The 18,948-nt window shown below is 71.1% G+C and carries 19 protein-coding genes and 1 pseudogene; 11 read left to right on the forward strand and 9 right to left on the reverse strand.

What is annotated here, in order from left to right; translation table 11 throughout:
• Positions 1-7 precede the first annotated feature (7 nt).
• Genes V1227_RS14985 through V1227_RS15000 form a run of 4 tightly spaced genes read left to right on the forward strand, consistent with a single transcriptional unit; the run spans position 8 to position 3,864 of the window.
• A complete protein-coding gene (locus tag V1227_RS14985) occupies positions 8-586 on the forward strand; it encodes a DUF4129 domain-containing protein (RefSeq protein WP_329793167.1) in 579 nt (192 codons plus the stop codon).
• Positions 583-1,614 carry a DUF4350 domain-containing protein gene (locus V1227_RS14990; protein WP_329793168.1) on the forward strand — a complete coding sequence of 344 codons (1,032 nt, stop codon included), beginning with the start codon at positions 583-585 and terminating at the stop codon, positions 1,612-1,614. The genes V1227_RS14985 and V1227_RS14990 overlap by 4 nt, the downstream gene beginning before the upstream one ends.
• Positions 1,611-2,573 (forward strand): AAA family ATPase, encoded by a 963-nt coding sequence (locus V1227_RS14995; RefSeq protein ID WP_329793169.1) that lies wholly within the window; start codon positions 1,611-1,613, stop codon positions 2,571-2,573. The genes V1227_RS14990 and V1227_RS14995 overlap by 4 nt, the downstream gene beginning before the upstream one ends.
• A gap of 1 nt (position 2,574) precedes the next feature.
• Positions 2,575-3,864 (forward strand): DUF58 domain-containing protein, encoded by a 1,290-nt coding sequence (locus V1227_RS15000; protein WP_329793170.1) that lies wholly within the window; start codon positions 2,575-2,577, stop codon positions 3,862-3,864.
• Here the strand turns inward: V1227_RS15000 and V1227_RS15005 are convergent.
• Positions 3,861-4,868, reverse strand: a complete 1,008-nt coding sequence (locus tag V1227_RS15005) for a stage II sporulation protein M (RefSeq protein WP_329793171.1) — start codon at positions 4,866-4,868, stop codon at positions 3,861-3,863. The genes V1227_RS15000 and V1227_RS15005 overlap by 4 nt on opposite strands.
• A 19-nt stretch (positions 4,869-4,887) precedes the next feature.
• On the opposite strand from V1227_RS15005, the gene V1227_RS15010 reads away from it, so the two are divergent.
• On the forward strand, positions 4,888-5,619 hold the full coding sequence (locus V1227_RS15010) for an RDD family protein (protein WP_329793172.1): 732 nt from the start codon (positions 4,888-4,890) through the stop codon (positions 5,617-5,619).
• Here the strand turns inward: V1227_RS15010 and V1227_RS15015 are convergent.
• From V1227_RS15015 to V1227_RS15040, 6 genes and pseudogenes are all read right to left on the reverse strand, one after another.
• Positions 5,616-6,137, reverse strand: coding sequence for a DUF4303 domain-containing protein (locus V1227_RS15015; protein ID WP_329793173.1), 522 nt, complete (start codon positions 6,135-6,137; stop codon positions 5,616-5,618). The two genes, V1227_RS15010 and V1227_RS15015, sit on opposite strands and share 4 nt — an antisense overlap.
• A gap of 22 nt (positions 6,138-6,159) precedes the next feature.
• Entirely contained in the window at positions 6,160-7,059 is a 900-nt protein-coding gene (locus tag V1227_RS15020) for a phosphotransferase (RefSeq protein ID WP_329793174.1), read from the reverse strand.
• 275 nt (positions 7,060-7,334) lie between these two features.
• A complete protein-coding gene (locus V1227_RS15025) occupies positions 7,335-8,123 on the reverse strand; it encodes an energy-coupling factor ABC transporter ATP-binding protein (RefSeq protein WP_329794033.1) in 789 nt (262 codons plus the stop codon).
• Positions 8,112-8,750, reverse strand: a pseudogene (cbiQ, locus tag V1227_RS15030) (cobalt ECF transporter T component CbiQ); the annotation flags it as partial. The pseudogene cbiQ and the gene V1227_RS15025, both read right to left, overlap by 12 nt.
• Positions 8,747-9,031, reverse strand: a complete 285-nt coding sequence (locus tag V1227_RS15035; protein ID WP_329793175.1) for a PDGLE domain-containing protein — start codon at positions 9,029-9,031, stop codon at positions 8,747-8,749. The gene V1227_RS15035 and the pseudogene cbiQ, both read right to left, overlap by 4 nt.
• The gene (locus V1227_RS15040; protein ID WP_329793176.1) at positions 9,028-9,714 is read right to left on the reverse strand and encodes an energy-coupling factor ABC transporter permease; all 687 of its coding nucleotides are present in this window, start codon (positions 9,712-9,714) and stop codon (positions 9,028-9,030) included. Before V1227_RS15040 ends, V1227_RS15035 begins: the two co-directional genes overlap by 4 nt.
• A 188-nt stretch (positions 9,715-9,902) precedes the next feature.
• Here V1227_RS15040 and V1227_RS15045 point away from each other — a divergent pair, with 188 nt between their 5' ends.
• The 3 genes from V1227_RS15045 to V1227_RS15055 are packed head-to-tail and all read left to right on the forward strand — an operon-like array spanning position 9,903 to position 12,669.
• Positions 9,903-10,673 carry a glycosyl hydrolase family 95 catalytic domain-containing protein gene (locus tag V1227_RS15045; protein WP_329793177.1) on the forward strand — a complete coding sequence of 257 codons (771 nt, stop codon included), beginning with the start codon at positions 9,903-9,905 and terminating at the stop codon, positions 10,671-10,673.
• Positions 10,674-10,724: 51 nt separating this feature from the next.
• Positions 10,725-11,270 (forward strand): glycoside hydrolase family 95-like protein, encoded by a 546-nt coding sequence (locus V1227_RS15050; RefSeq protein WP_329793178.1) that lies wholly within the window; start codon positions 10,725-10,727, stop codon positions 11,268-11,270.
• Positions 11,271-11,319: 49 nt separating this feature from the next.
• Positions 11,320-12,669 carry a pyridoxal phosphate-dependent decarboxylase family protein gene (locus V1227_RS15055; protein ID WP_329793179.1) on the forward strand — a complete coding sequence of 450 codons (1,350 nt, stop codon included), beginning with the start codon at positions 11,320-11,322 and terminating at the stop codon, positions 12,667-12,669.
• A gap of 182 nt (positions 12,670-12,851) precedes the next feature.
• On the opposite strand, the gene V1227_RS15060 is transcribed toward V1227_RS15055, so the two are convergent.
• Positions 12,852-13,367 (reverse strand): MarR family winged helix-turn-helix transcriptional regulator, encoded by a 516-nt coding sequence (locus V1227_RS15060; RefSeq protein ID WP_236219911.1) that lies wholly within the window; start codon positions 13,365-13,367, stop codon positions 12,852-12,854.
• 363 nt (positions 13,368-13,730) lie between these two features.
• On the opposite strand from V1227_RS15060, the gene V1227_RS15065 reads away from it, so the two are divergent.
• Positions 13,731-15,065 carry a glutamine synthetase family protein gene (locus V1227_RS15065; protein ID WP_329793180.1) on the forward strand — a complete coding sequence of 445 codons (1,335 nt, stop codon included), beginning with the start codon at positions 13,731-13,733 and terminating at the stop codon, positions 15,063-15,065.
• A 10-nt stretch (positions 15,066-15,075) separates the two neighbouring features.
• Positions 15,076-17,562, forward strand: a complete 2,487-nt coding sequence (locus tag V1227_RS15070) for a DEAD/DEAH box helicase (protein ID WP_329793181.1) — start codon at positions 15,076-15,078, stop codon at positions 17,560-17,562.
• A 7-nt stretch (positions 17,563-17,569) separates the two neighbouring features.
• Here the strand turns inward: V1227_RS15070 and V1227_RS15075 are convergent, their stop codons facing one another.
• Positions 17,570-17,953: a hypothetical protein gene (locus tag V1227_RS15075; RefSeq protein WP_329793182.1), complete on the reverse strand. Its 384-nt coding sequence runs from the start codon at positions 17,951-17,953 to the stop codon at positions 17,570-17,572.
• Positions 17,954-18,568: 615 nt separating this feature from the next.
• On the opposite strand from V1227_RS15075, the gene V1227_RS15080 reads away from it, so the two are divergent.
• A complete protein-coding gene (locus tag V1227_RS15080) occupies positions 18,569-18,856 on the forward strand; it encodes a hypothetical protein (protein ID WP_090097958.1) in 288 nt (95 codons plus the stop codon).
• Positions 18,857-18,948: the final 92 nt, after the last annotated feature.

Genomic DNA, 18,948 nt, shown 5'->3' on the forward strand with positions numbered 1-18,948 from the left:
CGTACCGGTGGATCTCGGTCGCGACGAGGCGAGGGAGGCGGCCGCGCGGGAGCTCAGCGACCCCGCGTACGTCTCCGACGACCCGAACCCGCTGGAACGGGCCATCGACTGGGTGCTCGAACGCCTCGGCGAGCTGTTCGCCGGGGCGGGCGGCATGAGCGGTTTCACCGCGGTCACGACCCTCGTCGCCCTGGCGGTGGTCGTCGCGGTCGTGATCAGGCTGCGCACCGGGCGCACCGGCCGCGCCCTGCGTTCGGGCGGCGAGGTGTTCGGCTCCGCCGCGCTGACCGCCGCCGAGCACCGCGAGGCCGCCGAGAAGGCCGCCGCGGCCGGTGACCTGGCCGAGGCGGTGCGCGAACGCTTCCGCGCCGTGGTGCGGGAACTGGAGCAGCGCGGGGTGCTCGACGCGCGGGCGGGCCGCACCGTCGACGAGGTGGCGTCCGAGGCGGGCGCGGCGCTCCCGGCGCTCGCGGACGACCTGCGCGGCGCCGCGGTGCAGTTCGACGACGTCTGGTACGGCGGCAGGCCCGCCACCGAGGAGGGGTACCGGCAGGTGGTCTCCGTCGACGGCAAGGTGCGCGGATGACGGCGGTGTCCCCGGACTCGCGGCGGATCTGGACGGCCGCGCGCGGCCCGCTGCTGATCGGCGTGGTCATCCTGTTCGCGGCCGTCGTCATCGCGTTGCTGCGCGGCACCGGTGAGGGCGGCTCGCTCGACCCGCGCTCCTACCGGCCGGAGGGCAGTCGCGCGGTCGCCGCGCTGCTGGAGCGCAACGGCGTGCGCGTCGAGCTCACCGGCAACGCGTCCTCCGTGGAGGGCGCGACGCTGTTCGTGACGCAACCGGACCTGATCGACCCGCGGCGGCTCGCGGACCTCAGCGGCCGCGCCGCCGCCACGGTGCTGCTCGCACCGGCGAACGGCGTCGGACGCGTGGAGCCCGAGACGCGGCAGCCCGGTTGCCCGCTCGCGGCCAAGGCGGGCGCGGCGACCACCGGCGGGTTCGTCTACGAAGGCGAACAACGCTGCTACGACTCGACTTTGGTGCGCACGGGCACCGTGACGACGATCGGCTACGGCGGCATCTTCACCAACCGCGACCTCGACTCGGAGGGCAACGCGGCGCTGGCGTTGTCGTTGCTCGGCCAGCACGAGCGGCTGGTCTGGTACGTGCCTTCGGCGGCGGACAGGTCCCAGCAGAAGTCGTTCGGCGACCTCGTCCCGGACGGCTGGAAGTTCGGCGCCCTGCAGCTCGGCGTCGCGGCCGTGCTGATCGCGCTGTGGCGGGCGCGCAGGCTCGGCCGCGTGGTGCCCGAGCAGCTCCCGGTGCTGGTCAGGGCCTCGGAAACGGTGGAGGGCAGGGCGCGGCTGTACCGCCGTTCGCACGCCGCCGGCCACGCCGCCGAGGTGCTGCGGCAGGCGGCACGGGACCGCTTGGCGCCGCTGCTGGGGCTGCCGGTGGGCGAGGACCCGTCGGAGGAGATCGCCCGCAGGACTTCGCGCCCCGTCACCTCGGTGCGGGCGCTGCTCTACGACAACGGGCCGGTGGACGACCGGGGGCTGGTTGCGCTGGCCGACGAGCTGGACGCTCTGGAGAACGAGGTGCGCAAGGGATGACGGCAGTGGTCACCACCGAGGAAGCCCGCACGGCGCTGGTGGCGTTGCGCGCGGAGATCGGCAAGGCCGTGGTGGGCAACGACGCGGCCGTGACGTCGTTGATCCTCGCGTTGCTGTGCAAGGGGCACGTGCTGCTGGAGGGTGTGCCGGGCGTCGCGAAGACGTTGCTCGTGCGTGCTCTTGCGCGCGCGTTGGACCTCTCGACGACGCGTGTGCAGTTCACGCCGGACCTGATGCCCGGCGACCTCACGGGCTCGCTGGTCTACGACTCGCACAACGCGGCGTTCTCGTTCCGCGAGGGTCCGGTCTTCACGAACCTGCTGCTCGCGGACGAGATCAACCGGACGCCGCCGAAGACGCAGTCCGCGCTGCTGGAGGCGATGGAGGAACGGCAGGTGTCCGCCGACGGCAGGACGCGGCCGCTGCCCTCGCCGTTCATCGTCGTGGCGACGCAGAACCCGGTCGAGTACGAGGGCACCTATCCGCTGCCCGAGGCGCAGCTGGACCGGTTCCTGCTGAAGGTGACGATGCCGGTTCCCGCGCGGGAGCACGAGATCGACGTCCTGACCCGGCACGCGTCCGGCTTCGACCCGCGCGACCTGTCGGCGTTGCAGCCGGTGGCGAGCGCGGCGCACCTGGACGCCGGTTCGGCGGCCGTGCGCGCGTTGACGGTGGCTCCCGAAGTGGTCGCGTACATCGTCGACGTGTGCCGTGCGACCCGTGAGTCCCCGGCCGTGCGTCTGGGCGTTTCTCCGCGTGGCGCAACGGCTTTGCTGGCCGCGTCGCGCGCGTGGGCGTGGCTCTCGGGCCGTGACTACGTGACGCCGGACGACGTGAAGGCGTTGGCTCGGCCTGCCCTGCGGCACCGGCTGGAGCTGCGCCCGGAGGCCGAACTGGAGGGCGTGACGGCGGACGGCGTGCTCGACGGCGTGCTCGGCGCGGTCCAGGTGCCGCGCTGACGTGGCGCTCACGGGCCGCGCGGGTCTGCTCGCGCTCATCGGGGTTCTCGTCGTCGGACTGCTCTTGCCGTCGTGGCAAGGGGTTCTCGTCGTGTTCGCGGTGCTGGTGGCGTGCGTGGCGATCGACCTGGTGCTCGCCGCGGGCGTCCGGCGGCTGACGTTCTCGCGCTCCGGGGCGGTGTCCGTGCGCACCGGTGAGTTGTGCGTGGTCGAGCTGACAGTGCACAACCCCGGACGTCGGCTGCGTGGCGTTCTTCGTGACGCATGGGCGCCTTCTGCCGGTGTGGTCGCCGACCGCGTCGCGGTGGAAGTGCCCGCCGGTGGATCGCGCACGTACTCGTTCGAGCTACGGCCCGTGCGTCGTGGCGATCGCACGGCTGACCGTGTGACCGTGCGATCTCTCGGACCGTTGGGTGTCGCGGCACGGCAGGGCTCGCACGTCGTGCCGTGGACCGTGCGTGCGTTGCCGCCGTTCCACAGTCGTCGCCACCTGCCGCCGTTGCTGGAACGCCTGCGCGAACTGGACGGCCGCCGTGCTTCGTTGATCCGTGGCGCCGGCACGGAGTTCGACTCGCTGCGCGCGTACGTGATCGGTGACGACGTGCGGTCGATCGACTGGCGCGCCTCCGCACGGTCGTCGGACGTCGTGGTGCGCACGTGGCGCCCGGAGCGCGACCGCCAGGTGACGATCGTACTCGACACCGCCCGCACGTCGGCGGCCCGCGTGGAGGGCGCTCTCGGCGGCCTGCCTCGCCTGGACACGTCGATGGACGCCGCGTTGCTGTTGTCCGCCTTGGCTTCGCACTCCCGCGACCAGGTGGACTTCGTCGCGTTCAGCCACAAGGTGCGCGCCTCGGTGCCGCGGGCGGCGCTGCCGGCCCTGGTGCAGGCGATGGCGCCGCTGGAGGCCGAGCTGGTGGAGTTCGACGCGCGTGCCGCCGTCGCCGAGGTGCTGCGCCGGGCCGGACGCCGGTCGCTGGTGGTGCTGCTGACGTCGCTGGAGCCGTCGATCGAGCACGGTCTGCTGCCGCTGCTGCCTGCTCTGGCGTCGCGGCACCACCTGCTCATCGCATCCGTGGCCGATCCGGCGGTGCACGCGATGGCGGCGGGCCGTGGTGACCTCGAAGCCGTTTACTCGGCTGCTGCTGCGGAACGCACTTTGGCCGAACGACGCCGTCTCACCGCTTTGCTCGCACGGCACGGTGTCGACGTCGTGGACGCACTGCCAGACGACCTGCCACGCGCTCTCGCGGATCGCTATCTCTCGCTGAAGGCGGCGGGAAAGCTCTAGACGGCCACCGGTGCGACGTCCTCGCGTTCGCTCGCGTCGACGTCGCCGGTCTCGCCCTGCTGCGCGGCCCGCCGCCCGATGACGAAGACGTAGAGCAGGAACAGCACCTCGGCCACGACCCCGATGCCGACGCGCGCCCACGTCGGCAGCCCCGACGGCGTCACGAACCCTTCCAGCACACCGGACACGAGCAGCACCACCACGAGCCCGAGCGCCACCGCCACGACCGAACGGCCCTCCGCGGCGAGGGCCTGGGCGCGGGTGCGCCTGCCGGGGTCGATCACCTGCCAGCCCAGCCGCATGCCGATCCCGGCCGCCACGAACACCGCCGTGAGCTCCAACAGCCCGTGCGGCGCCAACAGTCCGAGGAACAGCTCGCCGCGGCCCGCGCCGAACATCAACCCGATGCCGACGGCGACGTTCACCGCGTTGGTGAAGAGGAAGTAGATCGGCGGGATCGCGAACAACACGCCGAGCAACAGGCACGCGGCGGAGATCCAGGCGTTGTTGGTCCACACCTTCGCCGCGAACGACCCCGCGGGATCGCTGGAGTAGTACGACTCGTAGCTGCCCCCGGCCCTGGTCATCTCGCGGAGCTCGTCCGGTGCCGCGATCGTCGCCTGCACCTCGGGGCTGGACGCGATCCAGGCCGCGATGATGCCCGTGAGGAGGTAGAACGCGAGTCCGGCCGGGACCCACCAGCGCCAGCCGAGGTAGATGGCGGCGGGCAGCCGGTGCGTGAAGAAGCGCGTGAACACCCGCCACGCCGGCGTGTGCGTGCCCGTGAGCGCCGACCGGGCCTGCGCGACCAGCGACGACAACCGTTCCACCGTCGCCGGGTCCGGGGCCTGGCTGCGCACCACCGACAGGTGCGTCGTGACGCGCTGGTACAGCTCGACGAGCTCGTCGGCCTCGGCCCCGCTGAGCCGGCCGGTCCGCTTCACGAGCTGTTCGAGGCGCTGCCACGACGCGCGGTGCCGCTCGATGAACACGTCCAGATCCACGATGAGTCACACTATCCGCGTGGGGGACCTCGTCACCGGTGAAGCCGTAGTTCTGGACCTGCGCGTCGCACAACTGGCCAGCAGGGCCGTCGCGTTCGCGTTCGACGTGGCCGTGCAGTTCGGCCTGCTCGTGCTCGTCTCGCTGCTCGTCCCGATCGGTTTCGACGACGCCCTGCAGACGGCCATGGCCCTCGCCCTCGCGGTGCTGGTCCTCGTCGGCTACCCGACGGCCGTCGAGTCGCTGACCCGCGGCCGCTCGCTGGGCAAGCTGGTGATGGGCCTGCGCGTGGTGCGCGACGACGGCGGTGCCATCCGCTTCCGCCACGCCCTGGTGCGCGCGCTCGGCGGCTTCTTCGTCGACTTCTGGGCCCTCGGCCTGGGCGGCGCCGTGGCCCTGTTCGTGTCGCTGTTCTCCCCGCAGGGCAAACGCGTCGGCGACCACCTCGCCGGCACGGTCGTGATCCACGTCCGCGTTCCGAAGCAGCAGGTCGAGCTCGCCACGATGCCGCCGCAGCTCGCGCCGTGGGCGTCCGGGCTGGACCTGTCGCAGCTTCCGGACGAGCTGGTGCTGGCGGTGCGGCAGTACCTGAGCCGGTACCGGGAGCTGAGCGAGCAGGCGCGGTGGGACCTGGGGACGCGGCTGGCGGACGACGTGGGGACGGCGGTGCGGTCGCCCCGGCTGGAGCACACGCATCCGCACCCGTACCTGTCGGCGGTGCTGGCGGAACGGCGCCGGCGGGCGGAGGCCTAGGCCGCCGGGCCCAGCCAGGCGTCCAGCGCCGGCCCCGGCGGGTTGAGCCGGCGCGCCGCGGGGACGTTCTCCTCGTCACCGGGGACGACCTCGACCAGGACCAGCACGCCCGCGCGGGCCTCGCCGACGCCGAACAGCCCTTCGTCGTCGAGCCTGCGCAGTGCGGTCTCCATCGCGCGCAGCCGGAGTGCGAACTCCGCGCAGGCTTCGTCGGCGTCGGCGATGCCGGCCACGTCCGGCCGGGCGGCGAACAGCTCGCGGACCGGCCGCAGGTACTGCTCCCCCACGATCGAGAACGGCGAGTCGGCGTAGGAGTAGCGGACGACGTCGGCGTCCGCTCGCCGCGCCAGCGCCTCGTGCGACCACGCCGACAGCGCCGGTCCGAACGCCTCGCCGGGCGTGGTCAGCGTGATGTAGTAGAACGTGTGGCCGGGGTCGTCCCGGTGCAGGTCCGTGACGGCCGCACGGCCGAGGTCAACGCGTCCGCCAGGTCCGCTTCGGTCGGGATCACGGGGCATCGGACCACACCGCGGCGGCCGGTCAGGCGTTCGCCAGCCGCAGCCGTTCCTCCCCCTGCGCCCGCACCGCCTCCAGCGACACCGGCGGATCTCCGTGCAGGGCCTCCCACCGGGCGTTGTGCACGGCGGTCCACAGGCTCCCTGCCCAGGCGATCTCCCGCTCCTCGGCGGAGAACCGCCGTCCGCGAGCCTGCTGATAGGCCTCGATGAACGCCGAAGAGCCGGCGATCGGCGCCAACGAGGGCGGGGAGGCGTTGGCGAACGCCCCGGCGGCCGCCCCGGCCAGCGCGGCCTCGGGCTGCCAGGCGAGGCTGTCCCAGTCGTGCACCGCCCACACCTCGCCGTCGCGCCACCGCAGGTTCTGCGCCTCGAAGTCGGCATGCCCGAGGACGCGCGGCAGCGAGGTGGCGAGCAACCGCGCGCGCAGCCGCGTGGCGAGCTCGACCACGAACGCGGGCACCGCGCTCTGGTCGCGCGCGTCCAGGAAGTCGACGGCCGGCCAGAGCCCCGGATCCGAGTGGTCCCACCGGGCCCAGCGCGGCGCGGGCACCGGCGGTGGGACCTGCGCCTCGGCCAGCAACGACATCGACCGGGCGAACACGACCGCGTACCGCCGGGCGACGTCGGCGCCGGAACCGAGCAGCATCTCCCCGCCGGGCAGCGCTTCCTCGGCGTGCACGGCCAGCCCGTCCACCACCGTCACCGGCGTGGCGGGGCGGGGGCAGGGAAATCCGCGCGACGCCAGGAACGCCTGCGCGGCGAGGCAGGAACGCGCCCGGCCGTCGTCCGGACGGACCTTCACGAAGACGGAGCGGCCGTCGGCCAGCAGCAACCCGTGCACCGACGAGATCGACACCCGCTCGTACAGCACCGAGACCGGTGCGCTGCCCAGCTCGGCGGCGCACCAGGCGGCGACGTCCATCAGGCTCCCAGCAGCTCGGTCAGCAGCAGCGGGTTCATGTAGTCGTCGTAGCGGACGATCTCGCCGTCGCGCAAGTGGAGGATCGCGACGGCGGTGAACGTGCAGTGGTCCTGCTTGACCTTCGACCAGCCGGACCTCGATCTTCCCGCGGACGCGGGCGTCGCGCATGCGGTCGGCGTAGGCGCGGATCGCGTCGCGACCCCGGATCACCGACGTCACGACCGAGGAGCTGGTCGCGTCGATGAGGGGCTGCTGCGGATCGTGCTGACCGGGCTTCAGTCGAGCCGGAAGCCGTAGGGCAGCTCGAGGCGGTGGCGGGCGAGCAACGCGGTGTCGGCGAGGATCTCGCGCGTCGGGCCGTCCGCCACGACCACGCCGTCGTCGATCAGCACGCTGCGGGGGCAGACCTGCAGCGCGAACGGCAGGTCGTGCGTGACCACGAGCATGGTGGGCGCCAGCGAGAGCAGCAGCTCGGCCAATTCCCTGCGCGCCACCGGTTCGAGGTTCGCCGACGGCTCGTCCAGCACCAGGAGCTCGGGCGAGCAGGCGAGCACCGACGCCAGCGCGACGCGGCGGCGCTGGCCTCCGGAGAGGTGCAGCGGTGAGCGGCCGGCGACCGACTCCATGCCGACCGCGCGCAACGCCTCCAGCACCCGAGCGTCCACATCGGACATGCCGAAGTTGCGCGGGCCGAAGGCCACGTCCTCGGCGACCGTGGGGCTGAAGAGCTGGTCGTCCGGGTCCTGGAACACGAGGCCGACGCGGCGGCGGACCTCGCGGAGGTTCTTCTTCGACACCTCGAGTCCCGCGACCGAGACCGTGCCGGCACCGCCGGAGAGAACTCCGTTGAGGTGCAATGCGAGCGTGGTCTTGCCGGCTCCGTTCGGGCCGAGCACCGCGACCCGCTCGCCGCGCTCGACGCGCAGGTCGACGCCGAACAACGCCTGGTGCCCGTCGGGGTAGGCGAAGGCGAGCCCGGAGACCTCCAGCGCGGCAGCGGCGGGGGTCTCCGGCGCGAACGCCACCGAGCCCCCGGGACTGCCCGTCCAGCCACGCGACACCATCGCCAGGTGCACCCTCTCTCCGCGTTCGTAGGACCGGATGAACAACGTGCCGACCGAGCGCGCCATCGCGCCCGCCTGCCACAGGAACCGCGGGTCGTCGCCGCGCGAGATGCGGGCGACGCGCATGCGCCTGGCCTCCCCGACGACGACTTCGCCGTAGCGGAGCATCAGCGTGGCGATCATGATCAGCGGTGCCGGCACCCGCAAGGTCTGCAGGCCGCGCAACAGCTCCCCCGGCGCCGTCGTGGCGGCCAGGGTCAGGCTGATCAGGACGCCCAGGGTGCCCTTGGCGAGGATGTTCCAGCCCGCCAGCGAGCCCTCCACCGACACCGACAGCCCCAGGAGGTCGGTGCGCGGGTCCGTGCCGAAGATCGGCAGCAGGAACGCGAGCACCACGAACGGCACCTCGATCACCGCGCGCTTCACGAACCACAGCGCGGGAACGCGGGCGACGCCCCACACCGCGACGATCACCAGCAGGTAGAGGCCGAACAGCGGGAACAGCGTGCGCGGGGTCGCCACGACGCCCAGCACCGCCCCGAACGCCACGAGGACCTTCACGTGGGGCGCGAGGCGGTGCACCGGCGAGTCGCCGGCGTGGTGCAGGACGTCGTGGGCACCGCTCATCGTGCGCCGGACTTCTTGCGCAGCACCCAGAACAGGCCGAACGAGAGGCCCAGCACGACGACCACGCCGAGCACGCCCGCGAGACCGGTGAACCTGTCGTCGCCGCCGAGCGCGTAGTCGGCGAACGTGCCGCCGGCGAACGGGTGCTCCCGCGCGTGCTCGGCGATGCCGGTGTCCTCGACGGTCTTGTCGAGGCCGTCCGGGTCGCCGGACGCGAAGTACGACAGCACGCCGGCGATCAGCAGCGAGACGAACGCGAACCCGATGGAGAACTTCTTCACGACCGCACCTCCAGCGGCTTGCGGGTGCCCTTCAGCAGGAAGACTAGGTCGGGGCGGATCGACGCGACCGACGTGACGGTGGCCGCGGTGATCAGGCCCTCGCCGATGCCGATCAGCGCGTGCAGGCCCCACATCAGCAGCGCGACCTTGCCGATCTCCACGCCGCCGGCGCCGCCGATCGCGTACTCGACGACGAAGCCCGTCGCGGCGAGCAGCGTGTTGACGAACGCCGAGACGAAGGCGACGGCCGCGAGACCGCTCTTGCCCTTCCGGGCGAACTTCCGCAGCGCCACGGCGACGAGGAACCCGGCCGCCGTGCCGATCAGCGCCATGTTCGTGACGTTGGCCCCCAATGCGGTCAGACCACCGTCCGCGAACAGCAGGGCCTGCACCACGAGCACGATCGTCACGCACAGCGCGCCGACGTACGGGCCGACCAGGATCGCCGCGAGCGCACCGCCGAGCAGGTGGCCGGAGGCGCCGGGCAGGATCGGGAAGTTGATCATCTGGACGGCGAAGATGAACGTGGCCACCAGGCCCGCCATCGGCGCCGTGCGGTCGTCGAGGTCCGCACGTGCCTTGACCAACGCGAACCCGACACCGAGTGCCGCGATGACGAGGAAGGCGACCGAGACCGGCGCGTTCAGCAGACCGTCGCTCATGTGCATGGCAACAGGTGACATGGGTGCTGACGCTAATTGCCTGACCTCGGCTGTGGCTAGAACTGTGCAACAACTATCTGCGGGCAACAGCGCGGCGGTCGTCACAGCGCCGCTAGTCGTCGGATGACTTCGGCGAACGTCAAGGTCAGGTAGCCGATCGGCAACCGCGACAGCCCGACCGCCGCCTCTACTGGCTGCAGCTCTACAAGATGGCCGCCGCCACCCGTGCCGACGCCCCCGTCATCTCCGAGTGGGGCCCGTGGTTCCCCGAGCAGGGCAACAGCTGGACGGCCGTCTGGTGGAACCTCAACGTCCAGATCTCGTACCCGCTGGTCAACGGCTCGAACCACCACGAGCTGGACGCCGTGACGACGACGCTCAAGCGGTTCGAGCACAACCTCGAGTCGAACGTGAACCCCGCTTACCGAGACGGGAACTCGTACGCGATCTGCCACCCCGGCGACCGCGCGCTGCGCTCCGGCCCGCGCTACTGCGGCGTTCCCGGCGTCGCGCCGAACGACCACACGGGCAACCTCCTGTGGGCCTGCCACAACGTCTGGCTCGGCTACCGGCACACGATGGACCGCAAGATCGTCAGGGACGTCCTCTTCCCCGTCCTGACGAAGGCGGTCAACTACTACACCCGCTTCCTCGTCGAGGGCACCGACGGCAAGCTCCACCTGCCGGAGACGCGCTCGCCGGAGTACGCGAACAGCGTCGACGCGACCTACGACCTGTCGCTGATCCGCTGGGGCGTGAAGACGCTGCTGTCGATCGAGGAGAACCCGCGCCGGCGTGACGTGCTGACCCGCCTGACGCCCTACTGGCAGGACGCGAGCGGTGTCCGGATCGGCAGGGACAAGGCGCTGGAGGACTCGCACCGCCACTTCTCGCACCTGCTGTGGTTCTACCCGCTGCGGGAGCTCACGTGGGACATGCCGGAGCACCGCGCGCTCATCGCGCAGACGGTCGATCTTTAGACCTCCCGCCGTGAGGCGTGGGCCGGTTACAGCTACGGAGCCGCCTCCGCGATGTACTCGGCGATGGGCCGCCCGGAGGACGCGCTGTCGTTCCTGCGCCACTTCCTCGAGCGCAAGCAGGTCGGTTCGAACGCCGTGCTGACCGAGAACACCTTCTACCGCGAGGGCGGCAACCTCGCCATCGAGTCACCGCTCATGGCCGCCCAGGCCGTGCTGGAGATGATGGTCCAGTCGCACAACGACGTCGTGCGCGTCTTCCCCTCCGTTTCGTCCACTTGGGCCGATGCGTCCATCTCGTCGTTGCGCACGCAAGGTGCTTTCCTCGTGGACGCTTCGCGCTCCGGCGGCCGCACCGACTGGGTGAAGGTGCACTCGGAGGCGGGCGCGCCCTTGGTGCTGGAGCACGGGATCACGGGTGACGTCGACGTCCGCGACGCGCGCGGCCGCCGCCTGGAGCACCGCCCACGCGGCACTGCCGTCGAAATCCCTCTTCGACGAGGTCAGAGCGCCATCGTCACGCGCCGCGGCACACGGCCCGACGTCTCGGCACGTGATGTGAAAGCCAACGGCTCGTCTTCGCGCTGGGGTCTGCCGTAACGTCCGAATTCGAACATTCGGACGTGTGCGTGAACGGGTGGGGTGTGCGGTGGACCTTCAGCACTGGCTCAACGAGGCGCTGGCCAACCACGAGAAGTGGACCGCCGAGCACGGCGCCTTCACACCCCACTCGTCGCTGCACGTCGACCCGGCCGTCTTCGGCTCGGCGCTGGCCGAGCTGCAGGACCGCCTGCGCGACAACTACCCGTTCTTCCACCCGCGCTACGCGGGCCAGATGCTCAAGCCCCCGCACCCCGCGGCGGTGGTCGGCTACCTCTCCGCGATGCTGATCAACCCGAACAACCACGCCCTCGACGGCGGCCCCGCCACCGCGGCGATGGAACGCGAGGTCGTCGAGTCCCTGGCGACCATGTTCGGCTATGACGAAGGCCACCTCGGCCACCTCACCTCCAGCGGCACGATCGCGAACCTCGAAGCCCTCTTCGTGGCGCGCTCGCTGCACCCGGCGCGTGGCGTCGCCTACTCCTCCGAGGCGCACTACACGCACTCACGCATGTGCGGCGTCCTCGGCATCGAGGGCCACCCGGTCCCCGTGGACGACCGCGGCCGCATGGACCTGGACGCCCTGGAGGACCTCCTGCGCACCGGCAAGGTCGGCACGGTCGTGGTCACCCCGGGAACCACCGCTTTGGGTGCCATCGAACCGGTGCACCTGGTGTTGGACGTAGCACGCCGCTACGACGCACGGGTGCACGTGGACGGGGCGTACGGAGGCTTCTTCACCCTCCTGGCAGGCACGGACCTGGCACCGGAACCGTGGAAGGCCATCGCGGAGTGCGACTCGGTGGTGGTGGACCCGCACAAGCACGGCCTGCAGCCCTACGGCTGCGGCGCGGTCCTGTTCCGCGACTCCTCCGTAGGCCGCTTCTACCTGCACGATTCTCCGTACACGTACTTCACGTCCGACGAGATGCACCTGGGCGAGATCAGCCTGGAATGCTCCCGGGCGGGCGCCGCCGCGGCGGGCCTCTGGCTGACCCTGCGCCTGCTCCCCCTGACCCGCGACGGCCTGGGCGAGGTCCTGGCAGCGGGCCGGCGGGCAGCCGTGCGCTGGGCGTCGATGATCCGCGAGTCCGACACGCTGGAGCTCTACCAGGAACCCGAGCTGGACATCGTCACGTACTTCCCGCGCACCACCCCGCTGAGCCTCTCAGCGGTGGACGCCGCCTCGCACCGCGTCATGGAGACCGGCATGAACGCCCCGCTCGACCCGGTCTTCCTGAGCGTGACGCGCGCCTCGAAGGAGGCGTTCGCGGCCCGCCACCCCGAGGTGCCCGCCGACGCGGACGGCGCACGGGTGCTGCGCAGCGTGCTGATGAAGCCGGAGTCCGAGGACTACCTCGACACGCTGCACGCGCGGGTGCTCAGCCTGCTCTGACCGCGAGCCGGACCTGGCTCTCACCAGCGGCGATGACCGAGCTGTCCCGCACCCGCATCCCGCCGCGCACGCCGCCCCTGCGTCACCGCAGCCGAGCCCGAGGCCCCTGCGCACCCAGGCCCCGGACCAACGCCGAACTGGGCGACTCACCCCCGGTGAGTCGCCCGCGAACGGCGCGACGATCAGCCGTGCTTGGCCCGCCGCCCGGACCGCCGGGGCGGCAGCGGCGTGTCGCCGCGCAGGTCCAGCCGCCGCTGCTCGCCGTTGGCCTCCAGGTGCGTCACCATCCGGCGCAGCATCTCGGCCAGCGACTGGGCCTCTGACGACTCCAGCGGGTCGCTGACGAAGACCTCTTCCTCGTTGAACTTGGGGAAGAGGTCGGCCATCAGCTCCTCACCCTCGGGGGTGAGGCGCAGGACCGCGAGCCGCCCGTCGGTCGGGTGGCCGAGGCGCTCCAGCAGGCCCCGCGACTGCAGCGTCTTCGCGACGCCCGTCAGGGTGCCCTTGGAGATCCCCGCCTCCTCGGCGACGTAGCGCGTCTCCATCTCGCCCCAGATCCACACGACCCAGAGCACGACGAAGCCGGTCCAGGTCAGATCGCTGGTGCGCAGCACCGAGTTCTCGAGGTGCTGCCGGATCGCGGTCGCGGCGCGGTGGATGTTCGACACCGCCGCCATCTGCTCGCGATGCAGCGGCACCGCACCGAGTTTGGCCTGGACGGCTTTCTCGGTCTCGGCAATCGTGTGGTGACCAGACAACTAAAGTCTCCCGTGCTCGAGCTCAGGTGTTCCCGGCACAATACTTGCGGTTCCGAACTATGTCTGTGGTGTGGTGCGAGTCGGTCCGCAACCGCTTTGATCACGATCCCACATCGTGCATGATCTCGTGACGGTCGTCACCCGTCCAGTTACGGACTGTTGCCCCGTGGTGGACGATGAGTGCGGAGCACCGACTGGTCTTTGCTCCACGGACGGGTCGATAGCGTTTGCTCCTCGACGTTATCCCCTCCGCGCCAGCGACACACTGTGCCGGAAAGGTAGTTCGACGTGGTCGGTGAACAGGTGACACGGGAACTCGCGGCAAGACTCGGCGAGGACGGGATCGACGTGGTGCGCGTCGTCTTCCCCGACCTGCTCGGCACCGACCGGGGCCGTGACGTCCTGGTAGAGCACCTACCTGCGGTTGTGCACCGCGGGCTGTCGTTCTGCCGGGCCGTGTACAGCACGACTCCGGGCGGCAAGACCACGGAGAACGGGGGTGTGCTCGACGCCGGGCTGCCCGACGTCATCGTGGTCCCGGACCTCGACACGCTCCTCCCGATCCCCTGGGAGCCGGGGGTGGCGTGGTGCATCGGCGACGCCGTGAGCCCCGCGGACGAAAGACCCGTGGACGAATCGCCCCGGCAGGTGTTGCGCAGGGCCTTGGAAATATTCGAGACCACCGGGCTGCACCCGGTGGTCGGCCCCGAGTTGGAATATTTTCTCTGCGAACCCGATGAAGATCGCCCGAACGGGTGGCGGCCCTACTGCGACGCGCCGGGCAACGTGTACGCGACCGGCCGCCGGGGTGATTCCGACGGTCATCTGTTGAGAACTCTCCGGACGCTCAGCAGCGCCGGCCTCCAGACGACCGGCGGGAACCACGAGTACGCGGGCGGGCAGTTCGAGATCAACCTCGTTCATTCCCCCGCCATGAACGCGGCCGACCGCGCGTTCCGGTTCAAGACGAGCGTCAAGGAACTGGCCAGGCGGGAAGGCCGGATGGCGACGTTCATGGCCAAGCCGTTCAACGACGGCGGCGGCAGCGGCTTCCACCTGCACCTGTCCTGCCACGAGGCGGACGGCCGCAACGCGTTCCAGGCGCCGGGCACCGCGAGCGGCCTGTCGGAGGAGGCGCGCTGGGCGATCGGCGGCATCCTCAAGCACGCCCCGGCGCTGGCCGCGCTGCTCAACCCCACGGTCAACTCGTACAAGCGGTTCGGGCCGGACTCGCTCGCGCCCTGGCTGATCGACTGGGGCCTCGACAACCGCAGCGCGATGCTGCGGGTGCCGGCCGAGCGCGGCGACACGACCCGGCTGGAGCTGCGGCTCGGCGACGCGAGCGCGAACCCCTACCTCGGCATCGCCGGCCTCATCGCCGCCACCTACCTGGGCATTCGCGACCGGATCGAGCCGCCGCGGCCGTCGGCGGGCTACGGCTACGACCCGTCGAAGGCCCCGACGCTGCCCGCCACCCTGCCCGACGCGCTGGCCTACCTGGAGGAGGACACGGCGATGGTCGAGGTGCTGGGCAAGGACTTCGTGCGGTCCTATGTGGACTTCAAGTGGGAGGAGGTGGCCCGGTTCCAGCGGTTCGTGACCGACTGGGAGTTCACCGAGTACGCGTACCACCTATAGTTCACCTGCGATGACTGCACTCACGGACCGGCTCATCTCGATCGCCGACGAAGACGAACTGTTCGACGCCTTCTCCCACTGGGCGACCGAGCGCGGCCTCGCGCTGTACCCGGCGCAGGAGGAGGCGGTCATCGAGCTCGTCTCGGGGGCCAACGTCATCCTCAGCACCCCCACCGGGTCCGGCAAGAGCCTGGTGGCCATCGGGGCCCACCTCGTGGCGATGGCGGGCAACCAGCGCAGCTTCTACACCGCGCCGATCAAGGCCCTGGTCTCGGAGAAGTTCTTCGCGCTGTGCGAGGTGTTCGGGCCGGAGAACGTCGGCATGATGACCGGCGACGCCTCGGTGAACGACCAGGCGCCCATCATCTGCTGCACCGCGGAGATCCTCGCGAACATCGCGCTGCGCGACGGCGCGGAGGCCGACGTCGGCCAGGTCGTGATGGACGAGTTCCACTTCTACAGCGAGCCCGACCGCGGCTGGGCCTGGCAGGTGCCGATCGTCGAGCTGCCGCAGGCGCAGTTCCTGCTGATGTCGGCGACGCTCGGCGACGTCGCGTTCTTCGAGAAGGACCTGACGCGGCGCACCGGCAGGCCGACGGCGGTGGTCCGGTCGGCGCACCGGCCGGTGCCGCTCAACTTCCAGTACGTCACCACGCCGTTGCACGAGACGATCGAAGACCTGCTCCACGGCCGCGAGGCGCCGATCTACGTCGTGCACTTCACACAGGCCGCCGCGCTGGAGCGCGCGCAGTCGCTGATGAGCGTCAACGTCGCCACGAAGGCGGAGAAGGAGGAGATCGCCTCGACGATCGGCAACTTCCGCTTCTCCTCCGGCTTCGGCAAGACGCTGTCGCGGCTGGTCCGGCACGGCATCGGCGTGCACCACGCCGGCATGCTGCCGAAGTACCGCCGCCTGGTCGAACAGCTCGCCCAGGCGGGCCTGCTCAAGGTCATCTGCGGCACGGACACCCTCGGCGTCGGCATCAACGTGCCGATCCGCACGGTCGTCTTCACGGCGTTGTCGAAGTACGACGGCCAGCGCACCCGCATCCTCAAGGCCCGCGAGTTCCACCAGATCGCCGGGCGGGCGGGCCGCGCGGGCTACGACACCGTCGGCACGGTCGTCGTGCAGGCGCCCGAGCACGAGGTCGAGAACATCAAGGCGCTGGCGAAGGCCGGCGACGACCCGAAGAAGCGCCGCAAGGTCGTCCGCAAGAAGGCCCCGGACGGGTTCGTGTCGTGGAGCGAGTCGACGTTCGAACGGCTCGTCGGCGCCGAACCGGAGCCGCTGACGTCGTCGTTCCAGGTCTCGCACGCCATGCTGCTCAACGTGATCGGCCGCCCCGGCGGCGGCGCGTTCCAGGCGATGCGGCACCTGCTCGAGGACAACCACGAGGACCGCCCGAAGCAGCTCAGGCACATCCGCCGCGCGCTCGCGATGTACCGGGCGCTGGTCGCGGCGGGGGTCGTGGAGCGCGACGGCGACGACTTCCGCCTGACCGTCGACCTGCAGTTCAACTTCGCGCTGAACCAGCCGCTCTCGCCGTTCGCGCTGGCCGCGATCGAGCTGCTCGACCGCGAGGCGCCCGGCTACGCGCTGGACGTGCTGTCGGTGATCGAGTCCACTTTGGACGACCCGCGGCAGATCCTGGGCGCGCAGGAGCACAAGGCCCGCGGCGAGGCGATCGGCGCGATGAAGGCCGACGGCATCGAGTACGACCAGCGCATGGAGCTGCTGGACGAGGTCACGTACCCGAAGCCGCTCGCCGAGCTGCTCGACGCCGCGTTCCTGACCTACCGCCGCGGCCACCCGTGGGTCGGCGACTACTCGCTGTCCCCCAAGGCCGTCGTGCGCGACATGTACGAGCGCGCGATGACGTTCACGGAGTACGTGTCGTTCTACGGCCTCGCACGCTCCGAGGGCCTCGTCCTGCGGTACCTGGCCGACGCCTACAAGGCGCTGTCGCAGACGGTGCCGGAGGAGGCGAAGACCGAGGAGCTGCAGGACCTGATCTCGTGGCTCGGCGAGCTGGTCCGCCAGGTCGACTCGTCGCTGATCGACGAGTGGGAGAAGCTCACGAACCCGGACGCCCCGGTCGAGGAGGTCCGCGTCGACCTGCCGCCGGCCGTGACCCGCAACGTCCGCGCGTTCCGCGTGCTCGTCCGCAACGCCCTGTTCCGCCGCGTCGAGCTGGCCGCCAAGCGCGACTGGTACTCCCTGGGCGAGCTCGACCACGAGTCGGGCTGGACGGCCAAGGAGTGGATGGACGCGCTGGAGCCGTACTTCGAGGAGCACTCGGACATCGGCGCGGGCCCGAACGCGCGCGGCCCGGCGTTCCTGATCATCAACGTCGAGCCCGAGCGCTGGGTGTGCCGGCAGATCTTCGAGGACCCGGCCGGGGACAAGGACTGGGGCTTCAACGCCGAGGTCGACCTGGCGGCGTCGGACGAGCTCGGCGAGGCGGTCGTGGTCGTCACGGACGTCGGCCGCCTCTGAGCGGTGTTCAGCGGTCGTCGAGGAGTCCCGTCAGCCACCGGGCCTCGTCGGGGCTGACGGGCAGGTACTCACCGTCGCGCGTGCCCCGGTCGTAGTCCTCCAGCGCCCAGCGCGTGGAGCGCCACTCGCCATCTCCGTGGTACTCGTCGTCCCCCAGACGCCCGGTGCGGTGCAGGTGGTCCAGGTTGGCGAGGTCGAGCGCCGCGGCGCGGTCGCGGAAGAACGCGTAGTACCGGTGCCCGTCCTGCGGCCAGGCGGTCCGCTGCCTCTCGTGGCGGATCCTCCTGGCCATCGTGAAGGCGTCGTTCACCTCGAAGCCGGGCAGGACTTCCTCGACCCGCACCCCCGGCCGCCGCGCCACCCGCGCCGGCAGGTCCGACGGGGCCCACACCAGGTCGCGGGTGAACGCCTCCTCGCGGTCCCCGTCGACCCGGACGGTGGCCGAGCCACTCCTCCACCCCGTCCCGCCGGCGCATCACCGCCGTCACGTTGAGGAACTCGTCGACGCGGAAGGTCGTCGAGATCACCGCCACGCACGGCAGTCCGGCCCTCGCCTCACGCATGGCCTCGTACACGTGGTCGTAGAACGCGTGGCTCCCGACCTCCGTGACCGTCCACGCCGGTTCGGGCGCGGCGAGAAGTGCGGAGGCGACCCACTCGCCCGTGCCGACCAGCTGCTGTTCCCGGTCGCCGTCCACCCGCCGAGAGCGCACGGAAGCCGGCCGCCGTCCTGAACCACGAAATACTTCACCGCATCCCCCCAGATCGGCCGACCCCCAGTCATACCCGCCCGCCCACCGGAAGTCACCTGAAAAGCCGCTTTTTCCGGTCCGGCGCAAAAGCGCACCCCATTTGAGACGCAATCGCCGAGGCGGAATGGCAATCGATTGACCGCGTGGAGCCGTTGGGGGCAACACCATTGCACGGGGACGCGGTGGCCGGGATATGGTGAGGCGCACTGGGGAATTGCCTGGGGAATTCCGGGCGCAGCCGACTGGAGGACGAAGTGGACCCGGCACTGGACGCCCTGCGCGACCGGCTGGCGGAGATCATCGCATCGCCGCCGGACACCACCGACGAGCTCGTCGACACGCTGAGCGGCCTCGCCAAGCTGTCGAACCAGTGGTCCGAGGCCATCGGGGCGCTGCGCGCGCCCACCCGCAGACTGATCGGCCCGGCCGCCGCCGCCTCCGTGAGCGTCGCCGCCCGCCGTGCCGAGGAGTCGTTCATCGAGCTGGAGATCACGCTCGGTGACGCGCTGGCGGCCCAGCCGCGGGCGGTCCGGCAGTCCTGACACCCGATCGGAGGGTTCCGGCGCGTCGTCCACCTGGCGGATGATGCGGCCGATCGGGTTCACACGGTCGAAAGGGGTCACGTAGTGCACAC

The sequence above is a fragment of the Lentzea sp. DG1S-22 genome (assembly GCF_036321065.1).
Taxonomy (GTDB): domain Bacteria; phylum Actinomycetota; class Actinomycetes; order Mycobacteriales; family Pseudonocardiaceae; genus Lentzea; species Lentzea jiangxiensis.

Bases quoted from the DNA above. Each gene is read 5' to 3' on its own strand.
- V1227_RS14990 (WP_329793168.1), top strand. From the start codon at position 583: ATGACGGCGGTGTCCCCGGACTCGCGGCGGATCTGGACGGCCGCGCGC.
- V1227_RS14995 (WP_329793169.1), top strand. From the start codon at position 1,611: ATGACGGCAGTGGTCACCACCGAGGAAGCCCGCACGGCGCTGGTGGCG.
- V1227_RS15015 (WP_329793173.1), bottom strand. From the start codon at position 6,137: ATGCCCCGTGATCCCGACCGAAGCGGACCTGGCGGACGCGTTGACCTC.
- V1227_RS15020 (WP_329793174.1), bottom strand. From the start codon at position 7,059: ATGGACGTCGCCGCCTGGTGCGCCGCCGAGCTGGGCAGCGCACCGGTC.
- V1227_RS15025 (WP_329794033.1), bottom strand. From the start codon at position 8,123: ATGGTGTCGCGTGGCTGGACGGGCAGTCCCGGGGGCTCGGTGGCGTTC.
- V1227_RS15040 (WP_329793176.1), bottom strand. From the start codon at position 9,714: ATGTCACCTGTTGCCATGCACATGAGCGACGGTCTGCTGAACGCGCCG.
- V1227_RS15045 (WP_329793177.1), top strand. From the start codon at position 9,903: ATGGCCGCCGCCACCCGTGCCGACGCCCCCGTCATCTCCGAGTGGGGC.
- V1227_RS15050 (WP_329793178.1), top strand. From the start codon at position 10,725: ATGTACTCGGCGATGGGCCGCCCGGAGGACGCGCTGTCGTTCCTGCGC.
- V1227_RS15070 (WP_329793181.1), top strand. From the start codon at position 15,076: ATGACTGCACTCACGGACCGGCTCATCTCGATCGCCGACGAAGACGAA.